Annotated in this window: 17 protein-coding genes; 10 read left to right on the top strand and 7 right to left on the bottom strand. The window is 40.9% G+C overall.

Annotated elements, in window-relative coordinates; all coding sequences use genetic code 11:
* Positions 1–335 precede the first annotated feature (335 nt).
* The 3 genes from clpP (at position 336) to GSQ84_RS27400 (ending at position 3,269) form a co-directional block, all read left to right on the top strand.
* Positions 336–1,037, top strand: coding sequence for an ATP-dependent Clp endopeptidase proteolytic subunit ClpP (clpP, locus tag GSQ84_RS27410; RefSeq protein ID WP_158800576.1), 702 nt, complete (start codon positions 336–338; stop codon positions 1,035–1,037).
* 3 nt (positions 1,038–1,040) lie between these two features.
* Positions 1,041–2,282 (top strand): ATP-dependent Clp protease ATP-binding subunit ClpX, encoded by a 1,242-nt coding sequence (gene clpX, locus GSQ84_RS27405; protein WP_158800575.1) that lies wholly within the window; start codon positions 1,041–1,043, stop codon positions 2,280–2,282.
* 123 nt (positions 2,283–2,405) lie between these two features.
* Positions 2,406–3,269 carry an AMP nucleosidase gene (locus tag GSQ84_RS27400; protein WP_174238704.1) on the top strand — a complete coding sequence of 288 codons (864 nt, stop codon included), beginning with the start codon at positions 2,406–2,408 and terminating at the stop codon, positions 3,267–3,269.
* Here GSQ84_RS27400 and GSQ84_RS27395 read toward each other — a convergent pair.
* The 5 genes from GSQ84_RS27395 to sppA are packed head-to-tail and all read right to left on the bottom strand — an operon-like array spanning position 3,266 to position 8,879.
* Positions 3,266–3,772, bottom strand: a complete 507-nt coding sequence (locus GSQ84_RS27395; RefSeq protein WP_158800574.1) for a histidine phosphatase family protein — start codon at positions 3,770–3,772, stop codon at positions 3,266–3,268. The two genes, GSQ84_RS27400 and GSQ84_RS27395, sit on opposite strands and share 4 nt — an antisense overlap.
* Positions 3,765–4,805, bottom strand: a complete 1,041-nt coding sequence (locus tag GSQ84_RS27390; RefSeq protein WP_158800573.1) for a glycosyltransferase family 9 protein — start codon at positions 4,803–4,805, stop codon at positions 3,765–3,767. Before GSQ84_RS27390 ends, GSQ84_RS27395 begins: the two co-directional genes overlap by 8 nt.
* A gap of 3 nt (positions 4,806–4,808) precedes the next feature.
* Positions 4,809–5,411: a DUF4254 domain-containing protein gene (locus GSQ84_RS27385; protein ID WP_158800572.1), complete on the bottom strand. Its 603-nt coding sequence runs from the start codon at positions 5,409–5,411 to the stop codon at positions 4,809–4,811.
* Positions 5,412–5,429: 18 nt separating this feature from the next.
* Positions 5,430–7,106 (bottom strand): DNA polymerase/3'-5' exonuclease PolX, encoded by a 1,677-nt coding sequence (locus tag GSQ84_RS27380; protein ID WP_158800571.1) that lies wholly within the window; start codon positions 7,104–7,106, stop codon positions 5,430–5,432.
* Positions 7,107–7,109: 3 nt separating this feature from the next.
* Complete coding sequence (gene sppA, locus GSQ84_RS27375) at positions 7,110–8,879, bottom strand: signal peptide peptidase SppA (RefSeq protein WP_158800570.1); 1,770 nt, start codon at positions 8,877–8,879, stop codon at positions 7,110–7,112.
* 52 nt (positions 8,880–8,931) lie between these two features.
* Between sppA and folK the strand changes: the two genes are divergently transcribed.
* Positions 8,932–9,429 carry a 2-amino-4-hydroxy-6-hydroxymethyldihydropteridine diphosphokinase gene (gene folK, locus GSQ84_RS27370; protein ID WP_158800569.1) on the top strand — a complete coding sequence of 166 codons (498 nt, stop codon included), beginning with the start codon at positions 8,932–8,934 and terminating at the stop codon, positions 9,427–9,429.
* Between the two features lie 22 nt (positions 9,430–9,451).
* Positions 9,452–9,829, top strand: coding sequence for an Hpt domain-containing protein (locus GSQ84_RS27365; RefSeq protein ID WP_158800568.1), 378 nt, complete (start codon positions 9,452–9,454; stop codon positions 9,827–9,829).
* 97 nt (positions 9,830–9,926) lie between these two features.
* Here GSQ84_RS27365 and pssA read toward each other — a convergent pair whose 3' ends face one another.
* Entirely contained in the window at positions 9,927–10,610 is a 684-nt protein-coding gene (gene pssA, locus GSQ84_RS27360; RefSeq protein ID WP_158800567.1) for a CDP-diacylglycerol--serine O-phosphatidyltransferase, read from the bottom strand.
* A 6-nt stretch (positions 10,611–10,616) separates the two neighbouring features.
* Positions 10,617–12,344: a transcription termination factor Rho gene (rho, locus tag GSQ84_RS27355; RefSeq protein WP_174238703.1), complete on the bottom strand. Its 1,728-nt coding sequence runs from the start codon at positions 12,342–12,344 to the stop codon at positions 10,617–10,619.
* 271 nt (positions 12,345–12,615) lie between these two features.
* Here rho and pyrF point away from each other — a divergent pair, with 271 nt between their 5' ends.
* The 5 genes from pyrF to GSQ84_RS27330 all read left to right on the top strand — a co-directional run bounded on the left by pyrF (position 12,616) and on the right by GSQ84_RS27330 (position 18,409).
* Entirely contained in the window at positions 12,616–13,446 is an 831-nt protein-coding gene (pyrF, locus tag GSQ84_RS27350) for an orotidine-5'-phosphate decarboxylase (RefSeq protein WP_158800566.1), read from the top strand.
* Positions 13,447–13,497: 51 nt separating this feature from the next.
* Positions 13,498–14,775: a DUF2851 family protein gene (locus GSQ84_RS27345; protein ID WP_158800565.1), complete on the top strand. Its 1,278-nt coding sequence runs from the start codon at positions 13,498–13,500 to the stop codon at positions 14,773–14,775.
* A gap of 85 nt (positions 14,776–14,860) precedes the next feature.
* Positions 14,861–15,082: a PspC domain-containing protein gene (locus tag GSQ84_RS27340; RefSeq protein WP_142529160.1), complete on the top strand. Its 222-nt coding sequence runs from the start codon at positions 14,861–14,863 to the stop codon at positions 15,080–15,082.
* Between the two features lie 63 nt (positions 15,083–15,145).
* Entirely contained in the window at positions 15,146–17,749 is a 2,604-nt protein-coding gene (locus GSQ84_RS27335; protein WP_158800564.1) for a DNA translocase FtsK, read from the top strand.
* Between the two features lie 9 nt (positions 17,750–17,758).
* Positions 17,759–18,409, top strand: coding sequence for an outer membrane lipoprotein carrier protein LolA (locus GSQ84_RS27330; protein ID WP_158800563.1), 651 nt, complete (start codon positions 17,759–17,761; stop codon positions 18,407–18,409).

The following is an 18,409-nucleotide window of genomic DNA, read 5'->3' as shown; positions in this document are numbered from 1 at the left end:
AAAAGATATAGCTTATAATAAATTTATAGAGATGAATTAATCTGTCAGAAGATTTTTAAATTTCTTTAATCTTATCATAAGGCGGCTTTAATCAAGCCGCCTTATTTTTTATCAGCTATTTTTAATTTTACAATAACCAAATAAATTGCCAACTTAGTTTAATTACTTTGGAAGCTGTTGAGATAGATAATTAACAAACAATAATTATATACAGATGAACCGAGCTCTTTGTGAGCTCCATCTGACAACTAAAAAACAATAAAATAACATACAGATGAACCGAGCCCTTCGCGAGCTCCATCTGACAACTAAAAAAACAATAAAATAACATACAGATGAATATAGATAAAGACGAATTTAGAAAATACGCAGTTAAACATCACCGTATCAATGGATTAAATGTTGATCGTTTTATCGGTCGTACCAACAGCGATCCAAAAAGCATGACTCCCTATATTATCGAAGAGCGTCAGTTAAATGTTGCTCAGATGGATGTGTTTTCACGTTTAATGATGGACAGGATTATCTTTTTAGGTGATGCCATTCATGATGGAAATGCAAATATCATACAGGCGCAGTTATTGTTCCTTCAATCAACAGATAACAACAGGGACATACAAATTTATATCAACTCACCAGGTGGTTCCGTTTATGCAGGATTAGGTATTTATGATACCATGCAATATATCACTCCTGATGTAGCTACGATCTGTACCGGTATGGCGGCTTCAATGGGTGCTGTATTACTGGTAGCTGGTGCTGCCGGAAAACGTGCTGCATTACCTCACTCACGTGTGATGATCCACCAACCTTCCGGAGGTTCTCAAGGTGTGGCTTCAGATATGGAGATCAACTTAAGAGAGATGCTTAAATTGAAAAAAGAATTATATGATATCATTTCTAACCACTCAGGACAAAGTTACGAATGGGTAGAAAAAGCTTCAGACCGTGATTATTGGATGAAAGCTGATGAAGCTAAAAGCTTTGGAATGATTGACGAAGTATTAGGCTCAAATGCCAACAAGGATAAAAAATAGATAATGGCTAAACAAACGAAAGAATCACGTTGTTCTTTTTGCGGATCAAGTAAGCAGGATACTTTAATGCTTATTGAAGGGCTTGATGCATACATTTGCGATAAATGTGTGACGCAGGCTAATCAGCTGGTGCTGCAGGAATTTGGCAATAAACAAGCTAAATCCCTGGATACCTCCTTGACCCTCCTTAAGCCAATGGAGATTAAGGCCCACATTGATCAGTATGTAATTGGTCAGGATGACGCCAAAAAAGTGCTTTCTGTAGCGGTATATAACCATTATAAAAGGCTGGGACAAAAGGTAGACCAGGAAGATGAAGTGGAGATTGAAAAATCAAACATTATGCTTGTTGGTGAAACTGGTACAGGTAAAACTTTACTGGCCAAAACTATTGCTAAGATACTGCATGTGCCTTTTTGTATCTGTGATGCTACTGTATTAACAGAAGCAGGTTATGTTGGAGAAGATGTGGAAAGTATTCTTACCCGTTTGCTTCAGGCAGCAGATTATGATGTGGCTTCTGCAGAACGCGGAATCGTTTACATTGACGAGGTAGATAAGGTAGCACGTAAAAGTGACAACCCTTCTATTACCAGAGATGTATCTGGAGAAGGCGTGCAACAGGCATTACTGAAGATCCTTGAAGGTACAGTGGTAAACGTTCCCCCTCAGGGAGGACGTAAACACCCTGATCAGAAGATGATCCCGGTAAATACGAATAATATCCTGTTTATCTGTGGTGGTGCATTTGATGGTATCGAACGCAAAATCGCCAACAGGTTACGTACACAGGCTGTAGGTTATAAAGTGAAAAAGGACGATACTGAACTTGATCTGGATAACTTATACAAATATATCACGCCTCAGGATTTAAAGTCCTTCGGGCTGATCCCTGAACTAATTGGTCGTGTTCCTGTACTTACGCACCTTAATCCACTGGATAAACAAGCACTGCGTAATATATTAACGGAACCTAAAAATTCTTTGTTCCGTCAGTATGTGAAACTGTTTGAATTTGAAGGTGTGAAACTGGTGTTTGAAGATGATGTCCTGGACTTCATTGTAGATAAAGCAATGGAATATAAACTGGGTGCAAGGGGACTAAGGTCTATTTGCGAAGCAATCATGCTGGATGCGATGTTTGACATTCCCTCCGATACGAGTATCAAAGAGCTGGTCATCTCGCTCGATTACGCGATTGAGAAATTCGAAAAGGCCGACTTTAAAAAGTTAAAAGCAGCTTAAATTTAATCCCCGTTTTAACGGGGATTTTTTTTTATCTTGTTATTTCAGCAAAAATGATTTAATGAAACGTTCTCCATAGCGATGTTCATTATAGATGACCGGAATACCTAAAATTGAATGAATATGAATGAAGAAAAAGAAGTGAAAAAAGATGAAGTTATCGTCGCAAAAGCAAAGAAAGTTAAAGAAGTAGAATCCCCTGTTAAATCAGGTTTGAAAACCAAGGGCGATATTGTAAAAAACTGGCTTCCAAGATACACAGGAAGAACACTGGAAGATTTTGGACAATATATCCTGCTGACTAACTTTAGCAGGTATGTGCAGATGTTTTCTGAATGGAACGACAATGCGCCTATTATGGGATTGGATAAACCGATGCAAAGTGTAACAGCAAACGGGATCACCATTATTAACTTTGGTATGGGCAGCCCGATGGCGGCAACTATGATGGACTTGCTGACAGCGATTATGCCGAAGGCAGTTCTGTTTTTGGGTAAATGCGGGGGATTGAAAAAGAAGAACCAGCTAGGCGATCTGATCTTACCTATCGCAGCGATCAGGGGCGAAGGAACATCTACAGATTATATGCCTGCCGAAGTGCCTGCATTACCCTCTTTTGCTTTGCAGAAAGCAATCTCGACAACGATAAGGGACCATTCGCGCGATTACTGGACTGGCACTTGTTATACCACTAACCGCAGGGTTTGGGAGCACGATAAAAATTTCAAGAAATACCTGAAAACATTAAGGGCGATGGCTGTAGATATGGAGACTGCAACAATCTTTACAACTGGTTTTGCCAATAAAATTCCAACCGGTGCATTATTGCTTGTATCAGATCAGCCTATGATTCCTGAAGGGGTGAAAACTGCGGAAAGCGATAGCAGTGTTACCAATACCTATGTAGAGACACATTTAAGGATTGGCATAGATTCACTGAAACAACTGATCAACAACGGTCTGACAGTTAAACACCTGCATTTTTAATCGTCATCGCCATTTTTTGGACTATCCAGTAACAATAGATTTCCTGTATGCCTGCTGATCAATAACCAGTCATCAAAAGGGAAATCTATGACCACCAGACCGGCTGTAGGTAAATTATATACATGTGCGTCGGCCAGGTAATTAATGAAGTCGGTTAAACCTGGATTATGTCCAAAAAGGGCAATCCTGTCAAAATCATTGTCCAGCCGGTTTACTACTTTCAGCAAAGCCGTAGTATTGGCTTCATAAATGGTTGGTTCCAGCTGAATACTTTTTTTGGGTATTTCCCAGACCTCGGCAAAATGCTGTGCCGTGGTCAATGCCCTCTTTGCGGGGCTGCTCACGATTAATTCCGCAACCAGGTTTTTTTTGATTAACCGCTCTGCCATTTCCGGTGCATTTTTATTGCCCCTGTGATTTAATGGCCTGTCGAAATCTGACTTGCCGCTTTCGGTATGCTGGTCAGATTTCCCGTGTCTTACCAGTATCAATTGTTTAGCCATAATTTAATTTGCTGATTACTTTGTTGATAACAACTGTTTCGGATAAATTGTTCATACAGGCCAGGTCGCCACGATAACAAGGCACATTGCCATATACTGAACAAGGCCTGCAGTATAACTCTATTTGCAAGGCATCATCGATAGACTGGCCATAACCCAAAAATCCCGTATAAGGATGCGTAGCGCCCCAGATAGAGACTACGGGAACGCCCTTTAGTGAGGCAAGATGCATACCTGATGAATCCATGCTTAACATCAGGTCTAAATTGGAAATGAGCTTCAGCTCCTGGGTAAGATTTACCTTTCCGATCACAGACCGGATATTCTGGTGCTGATCTTCCCATTTTTTGGCTATATTTTTCTCTTCCTCGCCACCGCCGAAAATAAAAAGGAGATAACCTTCGGCTGCGAGTTTTAAGATTACTTTTTCCATTTTATCCAGCGGATATACTTTTTGCAGGTGCTGTGCAAAAGGACTTATACCAACCCATTTACGGTTTTCATGTAACCCGGTGAGTAAGTTCAATTCGTTGCTTAAAGTTTCGGGTTGTAAAGGATGGAGTTTGTTTTTTAGCACGAAAGGAAAACCCAGAGCGCTAAAAACTGCGGCATATCTTTCTGTCATCGGCAGCAGGGGCTGCATGATTTTTTCTTTCCTCCGTGTGAGTTTCTTTTTTTCTGCCCTTGCTTTATCCACCCTGATGGTTTTTATCCCGCAAAGGAAAAAAAGAATACCGATAATTCTGCTTCGCAGGTTGTTATGCAGGTCTGCGACGGCAGTAACCTGAAACTGCCGGAGCTCCATGAACAGCCTGATCAGTCCTAAAAATCCTTTATGTTTTCCTTTAGGATCAAAAGCGTAAAAATTGAGATTTGGAATACCCTCAAAGAAGGGGGCAAACAAAGTGCGGCTTACCACGGTCAGTTTTACATCCGGATAATGGCTATTGAGCTCTTTCAGTACCGGAGCCGTCATTGCTACATCTCCCATGGCCGAAAAACGGATGATCAGTAAGCCTGGCTGCCTGGACATGACCTATTTATTTTGGTAAAGAACAGGATTTAAAGACGGGTCGTTATACATTTTCATCTGCTTATATACTTTCATATATTTTTGACCAGATTCAATGTCTGCCAGCAGTTCATCTAAACTATTGGATAGGTCAGTTCTCTGGTTTAGCAGGATGTTTAACTTATCCGTACAGGCCTGGATATGTGATGGATTGGCATCCTGACGTAAGGTTTCCTCTTTCATGTGATAAACCTTTAACGCAAGAATAGACAACCTGTCAACCACCCATGCAGGGCTTTCTGAATTGATCTTTGCATTTTCAACAGGCTGAATGCCGGCAAATTTTTCAAGAAAAAAACTGTCAATATATTCTACCACATCGGTTCTTTCCTGGTTGGATCCGTCAATGCGTCTTTTCCAGTGTAAACCTTCTGCAGGATTGATCTCCGGGTTACGCACTACATCTTCCATATGCCATTGCACGGTGTCTATCCAGCATTTCAGATAAAGCAGATGTTCAATCGTATCACCGGTATAGGGATTTTCAATTGGATGATCGATTTGATTATGCACATGATAATCATTGATCACATCCTGAAAAATTTTATTGCACAGGGTACTCATCATAAGTTCAAAGGTAGTTTATTATTTACGGCCATTGAAATAATCTGTAATTTCTGAAAGGCTGAACGCATTGAGACATTGTTTAGCTTCCAGTCCGCCTTTCCTGCCAATATAAACACCATAGTGCATATCCCTGAAACCTTCCATGCGGTGTGCATCAGGATTAACGGACAATAATACTCCTTTTTCCAGCGCGTAACGATGATATCTCCAGTCGAGGTCTAAACGCAGCGGATTGGCATTGATCTCAATCACTACGTTATTGGCTGCGCAGGCATCGATCACTTTGTGGTAATCTATAGGATAGCCTTTTCTGCTTAGTAACAGTCGTCCTGTTGGATGGCCGAGAATGGTGGTATAAGGATTTTCTATAGCTTTAATTAGTCTGGCAGTAGCTTTCTCTTCGTCCATCCTTAAATTGCTGTGTACGGAAGCAACCACAAAATCGAAGGTCTTCAGGATATCATCACTGTAATCCAGTGACCCATCATTGAGGATGTCGCTTTCAATGCCCTTAAATATTTTAAAAGGAGCCAGTTTTATATTTAAAGCATCAATTTCCTGATGCTGTGCATAAATGCGCTGTTCGTTTAATCCGTTAGCATAAAAAGCCGATTTGGAGTGGTCGCACATACCCAGATATTCGAGATGAAGTGTCTCTTTACAATAGGAGGCCATTTGTTCTAATGTATGCACCCCGTCGCTCCAGGTAGAGTGGTTATGCAGGCTTCCTGTTAAATCTTCAAAGGTAACCAGCTGAGGGAGGCTGTTTGTTTTGGCCAGCTCAACTTCATTTAATCCTTCTCTAAGCTCTGGCTCAATAAAGGCCAGGCCTGCTTTGGCATAGATCTCATTTTCACTGGAGAAAGGTCCGTTGCCAGACAGTTGAAGTACCTGTTCTACATGTTGTTCGTTACCGGTTAACCGGAAGAGGTTAAGATACTCGTCTGCTTTTGGATAAATATGCAGTTGTATTTTTAAGCCAAAAGGGCTCATGGCAACAAACAATTGTTCTGTTTGCTGTTCAAAAGAGAAGGCGGTAAGTAGGGGTAGCCCGGCAATCAGTGCGGCAGGATCATTAGTGCCGATCACAAAATCGAGTTCTTCAATGATCTCGTTGAACCTGCGGTATCCTCCCGCGATGTTGATGGACGATGTTTCTTCTATTTCCGTTAACCACAGGGTAAGCTCTGCCAGTAGACTGTTTACCAGAGTTTCTGCCTGGGCATACAGGAATTTGCCCTGGGCGGCCATTTTAAATTCAATGACTTTTTTAATCTCTTCCTGGGTTTTTAACCCGAAACCTTTGGCTTCTATCAGTCGGTTTTCATTACAGGCGTAATAAAGTTCGCCAACATTTTCGATGCCCAGATCTTTCCAGATCACCATGATTTTTTTAGGGCCAATTCCTTTGATGCCCAGCATTTCTACAATGCCTTCGGGGGTGTTGGCCAGTATGTTTTGCAGATCGGTCATGGTTCCGGTTTGCAGTAATTCCCAGATTTTTAAGGCCGTACTTTTACCCAGTCCATCTATCTGCTCAATTTCTTCCTGTGTTTTGGTGTTAATGGCAAAGGGTAGTTTATCTACTTTAAAAGCAGCATTGGCTACACTTTTTATTTTAAAAGGATTTTCATTGTGCAACTCCATCAATTGTGACAGAAGTCGCAAACTGCGGGCTATAGTTTTGTTTTCCATTGATTATTGAACGTTGATCTGGAAGGGCATGCTTGCCTGAATCCCTGTATGGACAAGGGCTTTTTTCAGTTGCTCGTACAACATGAAATTTTCGCCAAATTCCCTCTTTGCATAATATACCCTTACATTTTCAGTCGCATCGTCCAATAAAGATTTTAGAGGATCAATTTTCTGTGGGTACTCAACAATTTTATAATCTTTTAATTTTGCTTTTTTGCCAGCTGCAACAATCGCATCGTTGAAATTACCAATCCTGTCTGCCAGACCGATTTTAACAGCGTCTGTGCCTATCCATACATGGCCGCCGCCTATGGAATCAATATAAGATTTTGATTTCTTACGTCCTTCGGCTACGCGGGAAGTGAAGCTGTCATATACATGGTTCACATCATTTTGGATAATTAATCTTTCACCGGCAGTTAAAGGACGGTTAACGCTCATAATATCTGCATACTGTCCGGTTTTAACACCGTCAAATGTAACACCCAATTTGTTGGTCAGCAGGTTTTGAAAGTTGGGGATAATTCCAAATACACCGATAGATCCTGTAATGGTATTGGGCTGTACAAAGATTGAATCTGCGGCACAGCCGATATAATATCCGCCTGATGCAGCAACGTCACCAAAGGAGGCGATTACGGGTTTAACTTTTTTACTCAGCACAATCTCTCTCCAGATCACATCTGAAGCCAGCGCGCTGCCGCCGCCAGAATTTACACGCAGTACAATTGCTTTAATATTATCATCCTGCCTGGCTTTTCTGATGGCACGGGAAATACGTTCCGAGCCAATAGACTCATCATTTCCTTCACCGCCGGTGATTTCGCCATTGGCATAGATCACGGCTATTTTGTTAGAACTTTCACTGTTTTCTGTTTTCAGGTTAGTTGCATAATCATTGATGGTAATGGTAGACAATGTTTCTTTCTTTCCTGTTCCGCTCAATGATTTTAACTCGTCAATGATTTCATCTTTATATTTTAATCCATCAACCATTTTAAGTGCCAGGGCATCTTTAGGTTGTTTTACCCGGTAGGTATTGGCATAAGCATATAAACTATCTTTAGGGATATTTCTGGATTGAGAGATCCCTTCCAGGAAAGTGTTATATAATCCACCAAGATAGGCAGTCACCTGTATGCGGTTATAATCACTCATTTTATCATTGATGAAAGGCTCCACAGCACTTTTATAGTTACCTACACGAATGATCTGCGCTTCCACACCAATTTTTTCCATGGCTCCTTTGTAGAAAGTAAGCTGTGAGCTGAATCCTTTAAATTCAAGTGCGCCCTGCGGATTGATATAGACCTCATTTGCTGCCGAGGCCAGGTAATAAGCATCCTGGGTATATACTTCACTATATGCGATGATTTTCTTTCTACTGGTTTTGAAATCAATCATGGCATCCCTGATCTCTTTTAAAGTTGCCCTTCCGGCACCTGGAGAACTAACATTCAGGTATACACATTTAATATTATCATCAGTCTTGGCTTTTTTCAGGGCCCTGATCAAATCATAAAAGCCAATACTTTTGCCGCCGCCGGAGCCAATGATCGGAAGATTGTCAAATGTTTTATTTGGTGTACGCTCTTTAATACTTTGATCAAGATTAAGATAGAGTACGCTATTGCTGGCAACGTCTACACTTTTGTCCTCATTTACGGAAGAAACAATGGCTACGATAAAAAGGACGGCGACCAGGGCAATAAGGAAAGTAGAAATGATAATTCCTACAACGGTGGCAAAAACATATTTGAAAAATTCTCTCATCTGGATGATTAGTATTTAATTTGCAAAGATATTAAATGAATCAGGCTTTTTTATGGAATTGGAGCGCAAAAGAGTGTATTTGTTACTCGGGAGTAATTTAGGGGACAAAAAGGCTATACTTAACCAAGCTATCAGTAAAATAGCGCTGAAGATAGGGGAGGTAGCTGCGGTGTCGTCTGTGTATGAAACTGCCGCCTGGGGAAATGAAGATCAGCCGTCATTTCTCAATATGGCTATAGGTGTGGATACGGTGTTGAGCCCTTTTGAAGTGTTGGAAAGTGTATTGAAAATAGAAGAGGAACTGGGAAGGGTTAGAGAAGAAAAATGGGGTGCCAGGCTGATCGATATAGACATCATTTTATACGGTGAAGAAGTGATCAGCGAGGGCGAAAAACTTCAGGTGCCGCATCCCTGGATGCAGGAAAGAAAATTTGTACTGGTACCGCTGGCAGAGATTGCGGGTGCAGTAAACCATCCTGTATTACAGCAAAGTATATCAGCCCTGCTGTCTTTGTTGCAGGATAATTTATCAGTATCAAAAATATTATAATTTTATATTAGTTTTGTCTTAAATGATTAACGAAGAAAAAAACAACAGCCCCCTGGATTTGTCATACCTTCGGGATATGTCTGGTGACAGTGCCGAATTCATGATCGAAATGATCGATATGTTCAAACTGCAAACGCCACTTTATGTTGCGGATCTTGAACAGTCCATTTTAGCAGAAGATTGGGAAAAAGCAGCAGGACATGCACATAAGATTAAACCAACTTTGTCCTACGTAGGCAGGGAAGACGCCCGTGTACATCTTCAGCATATCGAGACAAATGCCCGCGACAAAAAAGATCTTTCGGATATGCCAAAGGCACTTCAGGAGTTTAATGATTTTATAGCTATTTTGTACAGACAGCTTGATGAAGCTAAAGCAGATCTGGAAAAACGGCTTTAATTTCGCGTAAAGCAGGTTTTTGAGGTTGTGTTTTGTTTATGCGCTGCAGACTCAGGCAATGCCTGTTTTTCTATGTGCTTAAAGCCCGTGCTTCTTTTTATTTTAAACTGCGGCCCTTGAAATGTAAAAACGACATGCTGATGTACAACACCAGTACAAAAGGGATGGCAGCAAACTTCAGAAAAGCGATCAGCACAGCCGATATAATCAGGAAAATAAATTTGATCTTATTTTTGGCCCATTCCATGGAGCCGAATTTTAAGGAGAAGATCCTGATTTCACTGGTAAGCAGGAAACTCATGATCACGGTGATGGAAACCAGTAAAAGGGTAGAGTTTCCTATTCCGGGGTAGTCCCGCTGAATAAAAGGCAGCGAAACAATAAACAAGGTATTCATGGGGGTATTCAGGCCAATGAAATCTTCCGTCTGCCGCTCGTCTATATTAAACTTGGCCAGTCGCAGTGCCGAAAATATGGTAATCAGAAAACCTATATAAGGCAGATAGGGTGAAGAATAGTCACTTTGTGCAAGCATTTGAAACATGACCACACCGGGTAAGAAACCAAAACTTACCATATCTGCCAGAGAATCCAGTTCTTTGCCTATAGCTGATTTAACACCCAGCCATCGGGCTACAAAACCATCAAAAAAATCGAATATTCCGGATAGGAGTACGGCATATGCTGCCGTACTTAAATCGCCTTTAAATGCAAAAACTACACCAATACATCCTGAAAGCAGGTTGGCGCAAGTTAATGCATTAGGAATGTGCTTTTTCATTTTGGATTAGCTGTTCATAGAAATTAAGAACTCCTCATTGGTTTTTGTGTTCTTGATTTGAGCCTGAACAAATTCCATTGCTTCCTGTGCATTCATATCTGCCAGGTGGTTACGCAATATCCATACCCTTTGTAAAGTATCTCTGTCATGTAACAGGTCATCGCGACGCGTACTTGAAGCGGTGATGTCAATAGCAGGGAAGATACGTTTGTTAGATAATTTACGGTCTAATTGTAATTCCATATTACCGGTACCTTTGAATTCTTCAAAGATCACCTCATCCATTTTAGATCCTGTGTCTGTTAATGCCGTAGCCAGAATGGTTAATGAACCACCTCTTTCAATGTTACGGGCAGCACCGAAGAAACGTTTTGGTTTATGCAATGCATTGGCATCCACACCACCGGATAAAATTTTACCTGATGCAGGAGCAGTGGTATTGTATGCACGTGCTAAACGGGTAATTGAATCCAGCAGAATCACTACATCGTGTCCGCATTCTACCAGGCGTTTTGCTTTTTCCAAAACGATATTGGCAATTTTTACGTGACGTTCTGCAGGTTCATCAAAAGTTGAAGCAATTACTTCTGCACGTACGCTTCTGGCCATGTCTGTTACCTCTTCCGGACGTTCATCGATCAATAGAATGATCAGGTAAACTTCAGGGTGGTTTTTTGCAATGGCGTTGGCTACTTCTTTCAATAGATTTGTTTTACCTGTTTTAGGCTGTGCAACGATCAATCCACGCTGACCTTTACCTATCGGTGTAAACAGGTCAATGATACGTGTAGAGTAGTTATTTGTTTCTGTAAACAGGTTCAGTCTTTCTGTAGGGAATAAAGGAGTAAGGTAGTCAAATGGAACCCTGTCCCTCACATCTGCAGGAAGGCGGCCATTGATAGTTTCTACCCTTACCAGCGGGAAATATTTTTCACCTTCTTTTGGAGGGCGGATACTTCCTTTAACGGTATCGCCTGTTTTTAAACCAAAAAGTTTGATTTGAGATTGTGATACATAAATATCATCCGGAGAAGAAAGGTAGTTGTAATCTGCCGATCTTAAGAAACCATAACCATCAGGCATGATTTCCAGTACGCCTTCATTGGTGATCGTATTGTCGAAATCCAGGTTGGAATAACTGTTTTCGTTTTGTTTCTGGTTATTATTGTTGCCGTTATTACCATTGTTTTTTGGCCTGTTATCTTCTCTTAATGGCTTTTGTTTTTTAAGGTCATTGTTGTTGATGGCAGGTGTCTGGGCAGGCTGATTATCTTCTTTACGAAGTGCGGTAGGCACTACTTCAGGTTCTTTTTCTACCACAGCGGCGGTAATCGATTCCTGTTGCTGATCAGGCTGCTGCTCTTCCTGCTGTTCTGCCGGAGGAGTGTCAAATAAGGAAGCCCTGTTGAAATTGTTCGGCATTGTGTTGCCGCTGGTTTCAGGCTCATCTTTTGGTATGCGGGTTCTTTTTCTTAGCGGTTTGTCTGCTGAGTTACTTTTCGCAGCCTTTGGTTTAGCTGATTTTACAGGACTTTTAGTAGCATCGGCAGTAACATCTGCAGCTGTAATTGCTGGTACTGCTTCTTCCTGTTGATTTTGTTGTTCGCTTATTTGATGAATAACTTCAACCAACTCGGCCTTGCGCAAATCATCAGCATTTAGGATACCTTGAGATTTTGCTAACTCACGCAGTTCTGCAGTAAGTTTTTCATTTAATTCTGTTTTGTTAAACATTATGTGGGTGTAGAGAATTTTTTAAAAACGTATTTATCAGCATATCAAAGCAAAAAATGCAATTGTGGATTTGAAAATTAGAACAAATTTTTGTGAGATTTTCTGGAATGATCAGATAAACTTTAGAGAATTATGTTGCAATTGTATGTATTTGTAACTTAATCTGCAAGTAAAATTTAAAATTGTTAGAAATAAATTACTTTGTCCCCCTGAAAATCATGTTTAAATAGCTGTATTAATTTTGGCATATTTGCGCATAATCTAAGCCCAAATGAATAAGAAGCAGTTATTTGAACAAATACAATCTAAAAAATCATTTTTGTGCGTGGGTCTTGACCCGGTGCTGGAAAATATTCCAAAACATCTTTTAAAAGAAGAAGATCCGATTTTTGAATTCAACAGACAAATTATTGATGCAACAAAAGATCTATGTGTTGCGTATAAGCCCAATACAGCTTTTTACGAATCCCGCGGTTTGAAGGGTTGGGAAACACTGATCAAAACATGGGCCTATATGCCTGAGGATATTTTTACCATTGCCGATGCAAAAAGAGGGGATATCGGTAATACTTCAGCCATGTACGCAGATGCTTTTTTCAATTTGGAGCAATCTGGCATGAGTTTCGATTCGATTACAGTAGCACCTTATATGGGTAAAGATTCGGTAAGCCCTTTTTTAACGCATAAAGATAAATGGGTGATCCTGCTGGCGGCAACATCAAATGAAGGACATCATGATTTTCAGCTGCTGGAAACACCTGAGGGTAAATTGTATGAGCAGGTGATCAAAGTTTCTTCCGAATGGGCAGATAGTGAACGCTTAATGTATGTTGTAGGAGCCACCAGGGGATCTGAATTTGCAAATATCAGGCGACTGGCACCAGATAGTTTTTTGCTGGTTCCGGGAGTTGGTGCACAGGGCGGCAGTTTGGCAGAGGTATGTGAGTTTGGATTAAATGATCATTGCGGATTGCTGGTTAATTCGGCCAGAGGAATCATTTATGCAGGCAAGGGCGAAGATTTTGCCGAAAAAGCGAGAGAGGAAGCCCTGAAATTACAGCAGGAGATGCAGGGTATACTGGAAAAGGCAGGACTGATTTAATTATTTATTTTAATTAACAAGAAATAACGTGTTCGTATTAAGTTTGCATGTATGCAGCTTAATGAAGATTTTTTACACTACATCTGGCAGTTCAGGTTGTTGCTGCGGAGGGATTATTTCTGTACAAATGGGGAATCGCTCCGCATTATTCATCCTGGATTGCCAAATACCCATGCCGGGCCTGACTTTAGCGGGGCGAAATTACAGCTAGGCGGTCAGGTCTGGGCGGGAAATCTGGAGATTCATGTTAGATCTTCCGACTGGCTCTTACATGGCCATCAGGTCGATCAGTCTTATGATTCGGTAATACTTCACGTGGTATATGAAGATGATGTGCCTATATGCCGAACCGATGGGAGTATTATTCCAGTATTGGTGTTGAAAGATTTAATTCCTGAAGCCCTGCTGGCAGGATATGAACAATTGAACGGCGGACTGAATTTCTTTCCTTGTGCCAAACAGATTTCCCATGCAGACCCATTGACGGTAAAGAAGATGTTTCAGCATATGGTGAGCGACCGTTTCAGGGAGAAAGCAGATGAATTGGCTTTTGGATTGAGTCAGGACAGTTATTACTGGAATAAGGTCTGTTATGAATTACTGATGAAAAACTTTGGCTTCAAAGTCAACGCCCTGCCTTTTGAATTGCTGGCTGCCAGCCTGCCGTTTACGATACTGGCCAGGCACAGGGATAATGCCCTTCAGGCCGAAGCACTGTTGTTTGGACAGGCCGGTTTCCTTGATGGTGAGTTTACAGATGAATATCCCAAACAGTTACAATCGGAATATACATTTCTCCGAAAAAAATACCAGCTGGTTCCTGTGAATAAGTCTTTATGGAAATTTATGAGGATGCACCCGCAGAACTTTCCGCCGTTGAGGATTGCACAAGCTGCGGGATTACTGATCAGCCGACAGCATCTCTTCGCTAATCTGCTGCAGGAGCCAGACCCCCGGAAATTAATTCATATGTTCTCGGATATTAACGTTCATCCTTACTGGAAAAATCATTCTGATTTTGACAGGTTATGTCAACCTGTTTCTACACGCCTGGGCAGGAAGTCCATCGAAAATCTGATGATCAATACCGTTTGTCTATTGCTGTATACTTATGGGAAATATTTCAGGCAGACAGAATTTATTGAACGGTCTATCGTTTTATTGAAGAAGATTCCTGCTGAAAGTAATGCAATTACGCGCCAGTACAGGAAAGCGGGGCTTCAATTAAGGGGCGCATATGACTCTCAGGCTGTGCTGCAATTGTATAAAAGCTACTGCTCACCAAAAAAATGTTTAAACTGTATGATCGGAGCTGATATCTTATCCTAAATAATGAGGTATGATTATTGCTTTTAACATAATTAATGTCTAAATTGACTTGATATTCGTTAATGAATATTATAAAACAAATAACATGTTTCAAAGCATCGTCACCTATTTCGAAAAACAAAGTTTTGGTGTTTGCACATATATCGCAGAGCGATTTAACATGTCTATCAGTAAAATCAGACTTTTCTTTATTTATTCATCCTTCCTTGCGGTAGGTTTTCCTATTGTATTTTATATTATGGCTGCTCTGATCCTTGATGTGCGCCATTATATCAAAAGGATCAGACAACGGATTTGGGATCTATAATAATAACATGACACATACAACTATATATTTTATATTTGTTGTTTATTAATTGAGTAATACAAAATGTCGGTAAGGGGAAACCAGTTTAAATCTAATTCATTCAAAAACGAGTACGGGGAGAAGCAAAGTTCAAAAGCTTCGGCTAGAGAACCCAAAGAAAGATTTGAAAGAATGCCTTCACTGAACTTTCAGGATGAAAGGATCTTAAAAATTGCAGGTTTGTTCTTCCTGATCCTTTCTATATATTTTTTAGTGGCTTTTACTTCTTACCTGTTTACCTGGCAGGAGGATTATAGTTATGTGATTGATGCAAATGGCGGCTGGCATAACCTCTTCAAGACCATGGAGGAGCTGCAACAGCATAATATTCCTTTTGTGGTACAAAACTGGCTGGGTAAATTCGGCGCCTTACTGTCGCACCAGTTTATTTATGAATGGTTTGGTGTATCTTCCTTTTTATTCGTTTTTGTATTTTTTGTGATCGGCTACCGCCTGTTATTTAAGGTGAAGATATTTGCACTGGAAAAAACTTTTGGTTACAGCCTGTTTTTCCTTCTTTTCTTGTCCCTCACTTTTGGTTTTTTCCATTCCTTCTTTATAGATTCCCCACATTATCTGGAGGGAGAGATTGGTTACTGGTCAAATAAATTACTGGTTGCGCAGATCGGCGTGGCAGGAGTAGGGGGGCTGATTGCCTTTTTAGGATTAACTATTTTAATCGTTGCTTATAATATTGACTTTAAATTTCCGGAACGAAAAAAGATTATAGAGTCCCTGAAGGATGAGCCTATTGACGATGATGATACGAATCATATGATCGTAGAAACGCCGGTGCCACCTGTCAGGGCAACAAATGAGGCACTTGAAAAAAGGCCTAATGCAATAGAGTTTACTTTGAATGAACGTTTAGCTGGTCAGCGTAAGCAGGAGCAGCATATTATATTGACGCCAAGCAGATTTGAAGAAAAACCTGCTGAAGAAGAGATCATCCTTCCAAAATCGCCGGTATTGAATGTCATGAATGCCCCGATCATTCTTTCTCCAGTTGTAGAGCCGCTTACGGAATTGATCTATGAAGAGGTGAAACCGGAGCCGGAACTGACGATAGAAAAAAGTGAAGAGGAAAAGAAATCTGAGGAATTGGTAGAGCAGTTTGGGAATTATGACCCTACGCTCGACCTGGCCAGTTATAAATACCCAAGTCTTGACCTGCTGGAGAATTATGGTTCCAATAAGATCTCTGTGAATGCAGATGAACTGGAAGCGAATAAAAACAAGATCGTTGAAACGCTTAACCATTATAATATTGAGATCGATAAGATCAAAGCAACCATTGGCCCAACGGTTACTTTATATGAAATTATCCCTGCACCGGGCATAAGGATCTCCAAGATTAAAAATCTGGAAGACGATATTGCATTGAGTCTGGCAGCATTGGGTATCCGTATTATTGCACCAATGCCGGGTAAAGGGACGATAGGGATCGAGGTACCTAATATGCATCCTGAAATGGTATCCATGAGAAGCATCCTGAATACAGAGAAGTTTCAGAAAACGGATATGGACCTGCCAATTGCCCTGGGGAAAACGATTTCCAATGAGGTTTATATTGCGGATCTGGCAAAAATGCCCCATTTACTGGTAGCCGGAGCAACAGGTCAGGGTAAATCGGTAGGTATTAATGCCATCCTGGTTTCACTGCTGTATAAAAAACACCCTTCACAATTGAAGTTTGTACTGGTAGATCCAAAGAAAGTGGAATTGACGTTGTTCAATAAAATTGAACGTCACTTCCTCGCTAAACTTCCCGGAGAGGCCGACGCGATTATTACCGATACTAAAAAGGTAATCCATACGCTAAACTCTCTTTGTATAGAGATGGACCAGCGTTATGATCTGTTGAAGGATGCACAGGTAAGAAACCTGAAAGAATATAATGAGAAGTTTATCAAGAGGAAATTAAATCCAAATAATTCACACCGCTTTCTGCCCTATATTGTGCTGATTGTGGATGAGTTTGCCGATTTAATGATGACTGCCGGTAAAGAAGTGGAAACACCTATCGCGCGTTTGGCACAACTGGCCCGTGCCGTTGGTATCCACTTAGTACTGGCCACACAGCGACCTTCCGTAAATATTATTACAGGAACGATAAAGGCCAACTTCCCGGCCAGGTTAGCCTTTAGGGTATTATCTAAGATTGACTCCAGGACGATCCTGGACAGTGGTGGTGCAGATCAGCTGATTGGCCGCGGGGATATGCTTTTATCTACAGGAAACGATCTGATCAGGTTGCAGTGCGCGTTTGTAGATACACCTGAAGTAGACAGGATCTCTGAGTTTATCGGTAACCAAAGGGGTTATCCTGAAGCTTATCAATTACCTGAATACCTGGATGAGGCAGGAGAGTCTTCGAAGGCGGATTTTGATCCGGCAGACAGGGATTCGATGTTTGAAGATGCAGCACGCTTAATTGTATTGCATCAGCAGGGATCTACTTCGCTGATCCAGCGAAAACTGAAACTGGGTTATAACAGGGCTGGAAGGATCATCGATCAGCTGGAAGCTACAGGCGTTGTGGGCCCTTTTGAAGGAAGCAAGGCCAGGGAAGTATTACTGCCTGATGAATATGCACTGGAACAATTTCTGACCAATCTAAAAAAATAATACACATTGATGAAGAAACTATTATTATCCTTACTGGTTTTGTCGGGAATAAATTATGCGGGTTATGCGCAGACTGATGCAAAAGCAAAGGTTATACTGGCTGAGGTGAGTAAGAAATACAAATCGTATGATATCGTTAAAACCGATTTTATATTTACCCTGGAAAGTCCGCAAAGTAAAAGCAAAGAAACACAACAGGGAACGCTGATTGTTCAGTCTGGCGCGAATAAATATAAAGTAACCATGACCGATCAGGACATGATTAGTGATGGGAAAAGTCAGTGGACTTACCTGAAGAAAGACAAGGAGGTGCAGGTTTCTGCGGTAGATAACAACGACCAGGCCTTGAACCCGGCAAAAATATTCACCCTTTATGAAAAGGGTTATAAATATTTATATACCGGTGATAAAACTGCAGGGGCTAAAGTTTACCAAATGATAGACCTCTCACCAATAGATACAAAAACATCATATTTTAAAATCAGGCTGAGTATTGACAAAACAGCCAAACAGATTGTAAATGTGCTGATCTTTGATAAAAATGGAAACAAGTATACCTATGCAGTGAAAACTTTCGTTCCAAATGTAAAGGTTCCCCAGTACACATTTACTTTTGATCCTAAGAAATACCCGGGTGTTGAAGTCGTAGATTTGAGGTAA

Origin of the sequence: Pedobacter sp. L105 (genome assembly GCF_009765875.1) — a bacterium.
Taxonomy (GTDB): Bacteria; Bacteroidota; Bacteroidia; order Sphingobacteriales; family Sphingobacteriaceae; genus Pedobacter.
This window is presented reverse-complemented; position numbering and strand designations above follow the sequence as displayed.

Coding starts and splice junctions, on each gene's coding strand:
- GSQ84_RS27400 (WP_174238704.1), top strand. CDS start 2,406: ATGAATGAAGAAAAAGAAGTGAAAAAAGATGAAGTTATCGTCGCAAAA.
- GSQ84_RS27380 (WP_158800571.1), bottom strand. CDS start 7,106: ATGGAAAACAAAACTATAGCCCGCAGTTTGCGACTTCTGTCACAATTG.
- GSQ84_RS27340 (WP_142529160.1), top strand. CDS start 14,861: ATGTTTCAAAGCATCGTCACCTATTTCGAAAAACAAAGTTTTGGTGTT.
- clpP (WP_158800576.1), top strand. CDS start 336: ATGAATATAGATAAAGACGAATTTAGAAAATACGCAGTTAAACATCAC.
- folK (WP_158800569.1), top strand. CDS start 8,932: ATGGAATTGGAGCGCAAAAGAGTGTATTTGTTACTCGGGAGTAATTTA.
- sppA (WP_158800570.1), bottom strand. CDS start 8,879: ATGAGAGAATTTTTCAAATATGTTTTTGCCACCGTTGTAGGAATTATC.
- GSQ84_RS27385 (WP_158800572.1), bottom strand. CDS start 5,411: ATGATGAGTACCCTGTGCAATAAAATTTTTCAGGATGTGATCAATGAT.
- pssA (WP_158800567.1), bottom strand. CDS start 10,610: ATGAAAAAGCACATTCCTAATGCATTAACTTGCGCCAACCTGCTTTCA.
- GSQ84_RS27395 (WP_158800574.1), bottom strand. CDS start 3,772: ATGGCTAAACAATTGATACTGGTAAGACACGGGAAATCTGACCAGCAT.
- pyrF (WP_158800566.1), top strand. CDS start 12,616: ATGAATAAGAAGCAGTTATTTGAACAAATACAATCTAAAAAATCATTT.
- GSQ84_RS27365 (WP_158800568.1), top strand. CDS start 9,452: ATGATTAACGAAGAAAAAAACAACAGCCCCCTGGATTTGTCATACCTT.
- rho (WP_174238703.1), bottom strand. CDS start 12,344: ATGTTTAACAAAACAGAATTAAATGAAAAACTTACTGCAGAACTGCGT.
- clpX (WP_158800575.1), top strand. CDS start 1,041: ATGGCTAAACAAACGAAAGAATCACGTTGTTCTTTTTGCGGATCAAGT.
- GSQ84_RS27330 (WP_158800563.1), top strand. CDS start 17,759: ATGAAGAAACTATTATTATCCTTACTGGTTTTGTCGGGAATAAATTAT.
- GSQ84_RS27390 (WP_158800573.1), bottom strand. CDS start 4,805: ATGTCCAGGCAGCCAGGCTTACTGATCATCCGTTTTTCGGCCATGGGA.
- GSQ84_RS27335 (WP_158800564.1), top strand. CDS start 15,146: ATGTCGGTAAGGGGAAACCAGTTTAAATCTAATTCATTCAAAAACGAG.
- GSQ84_RS27345 (WP_158800565.1), top strand. CDS start 13,498: ATGCAGCTTAATGAAGATTTTTTACACTACATCTGGCAGTTCAGGTTG.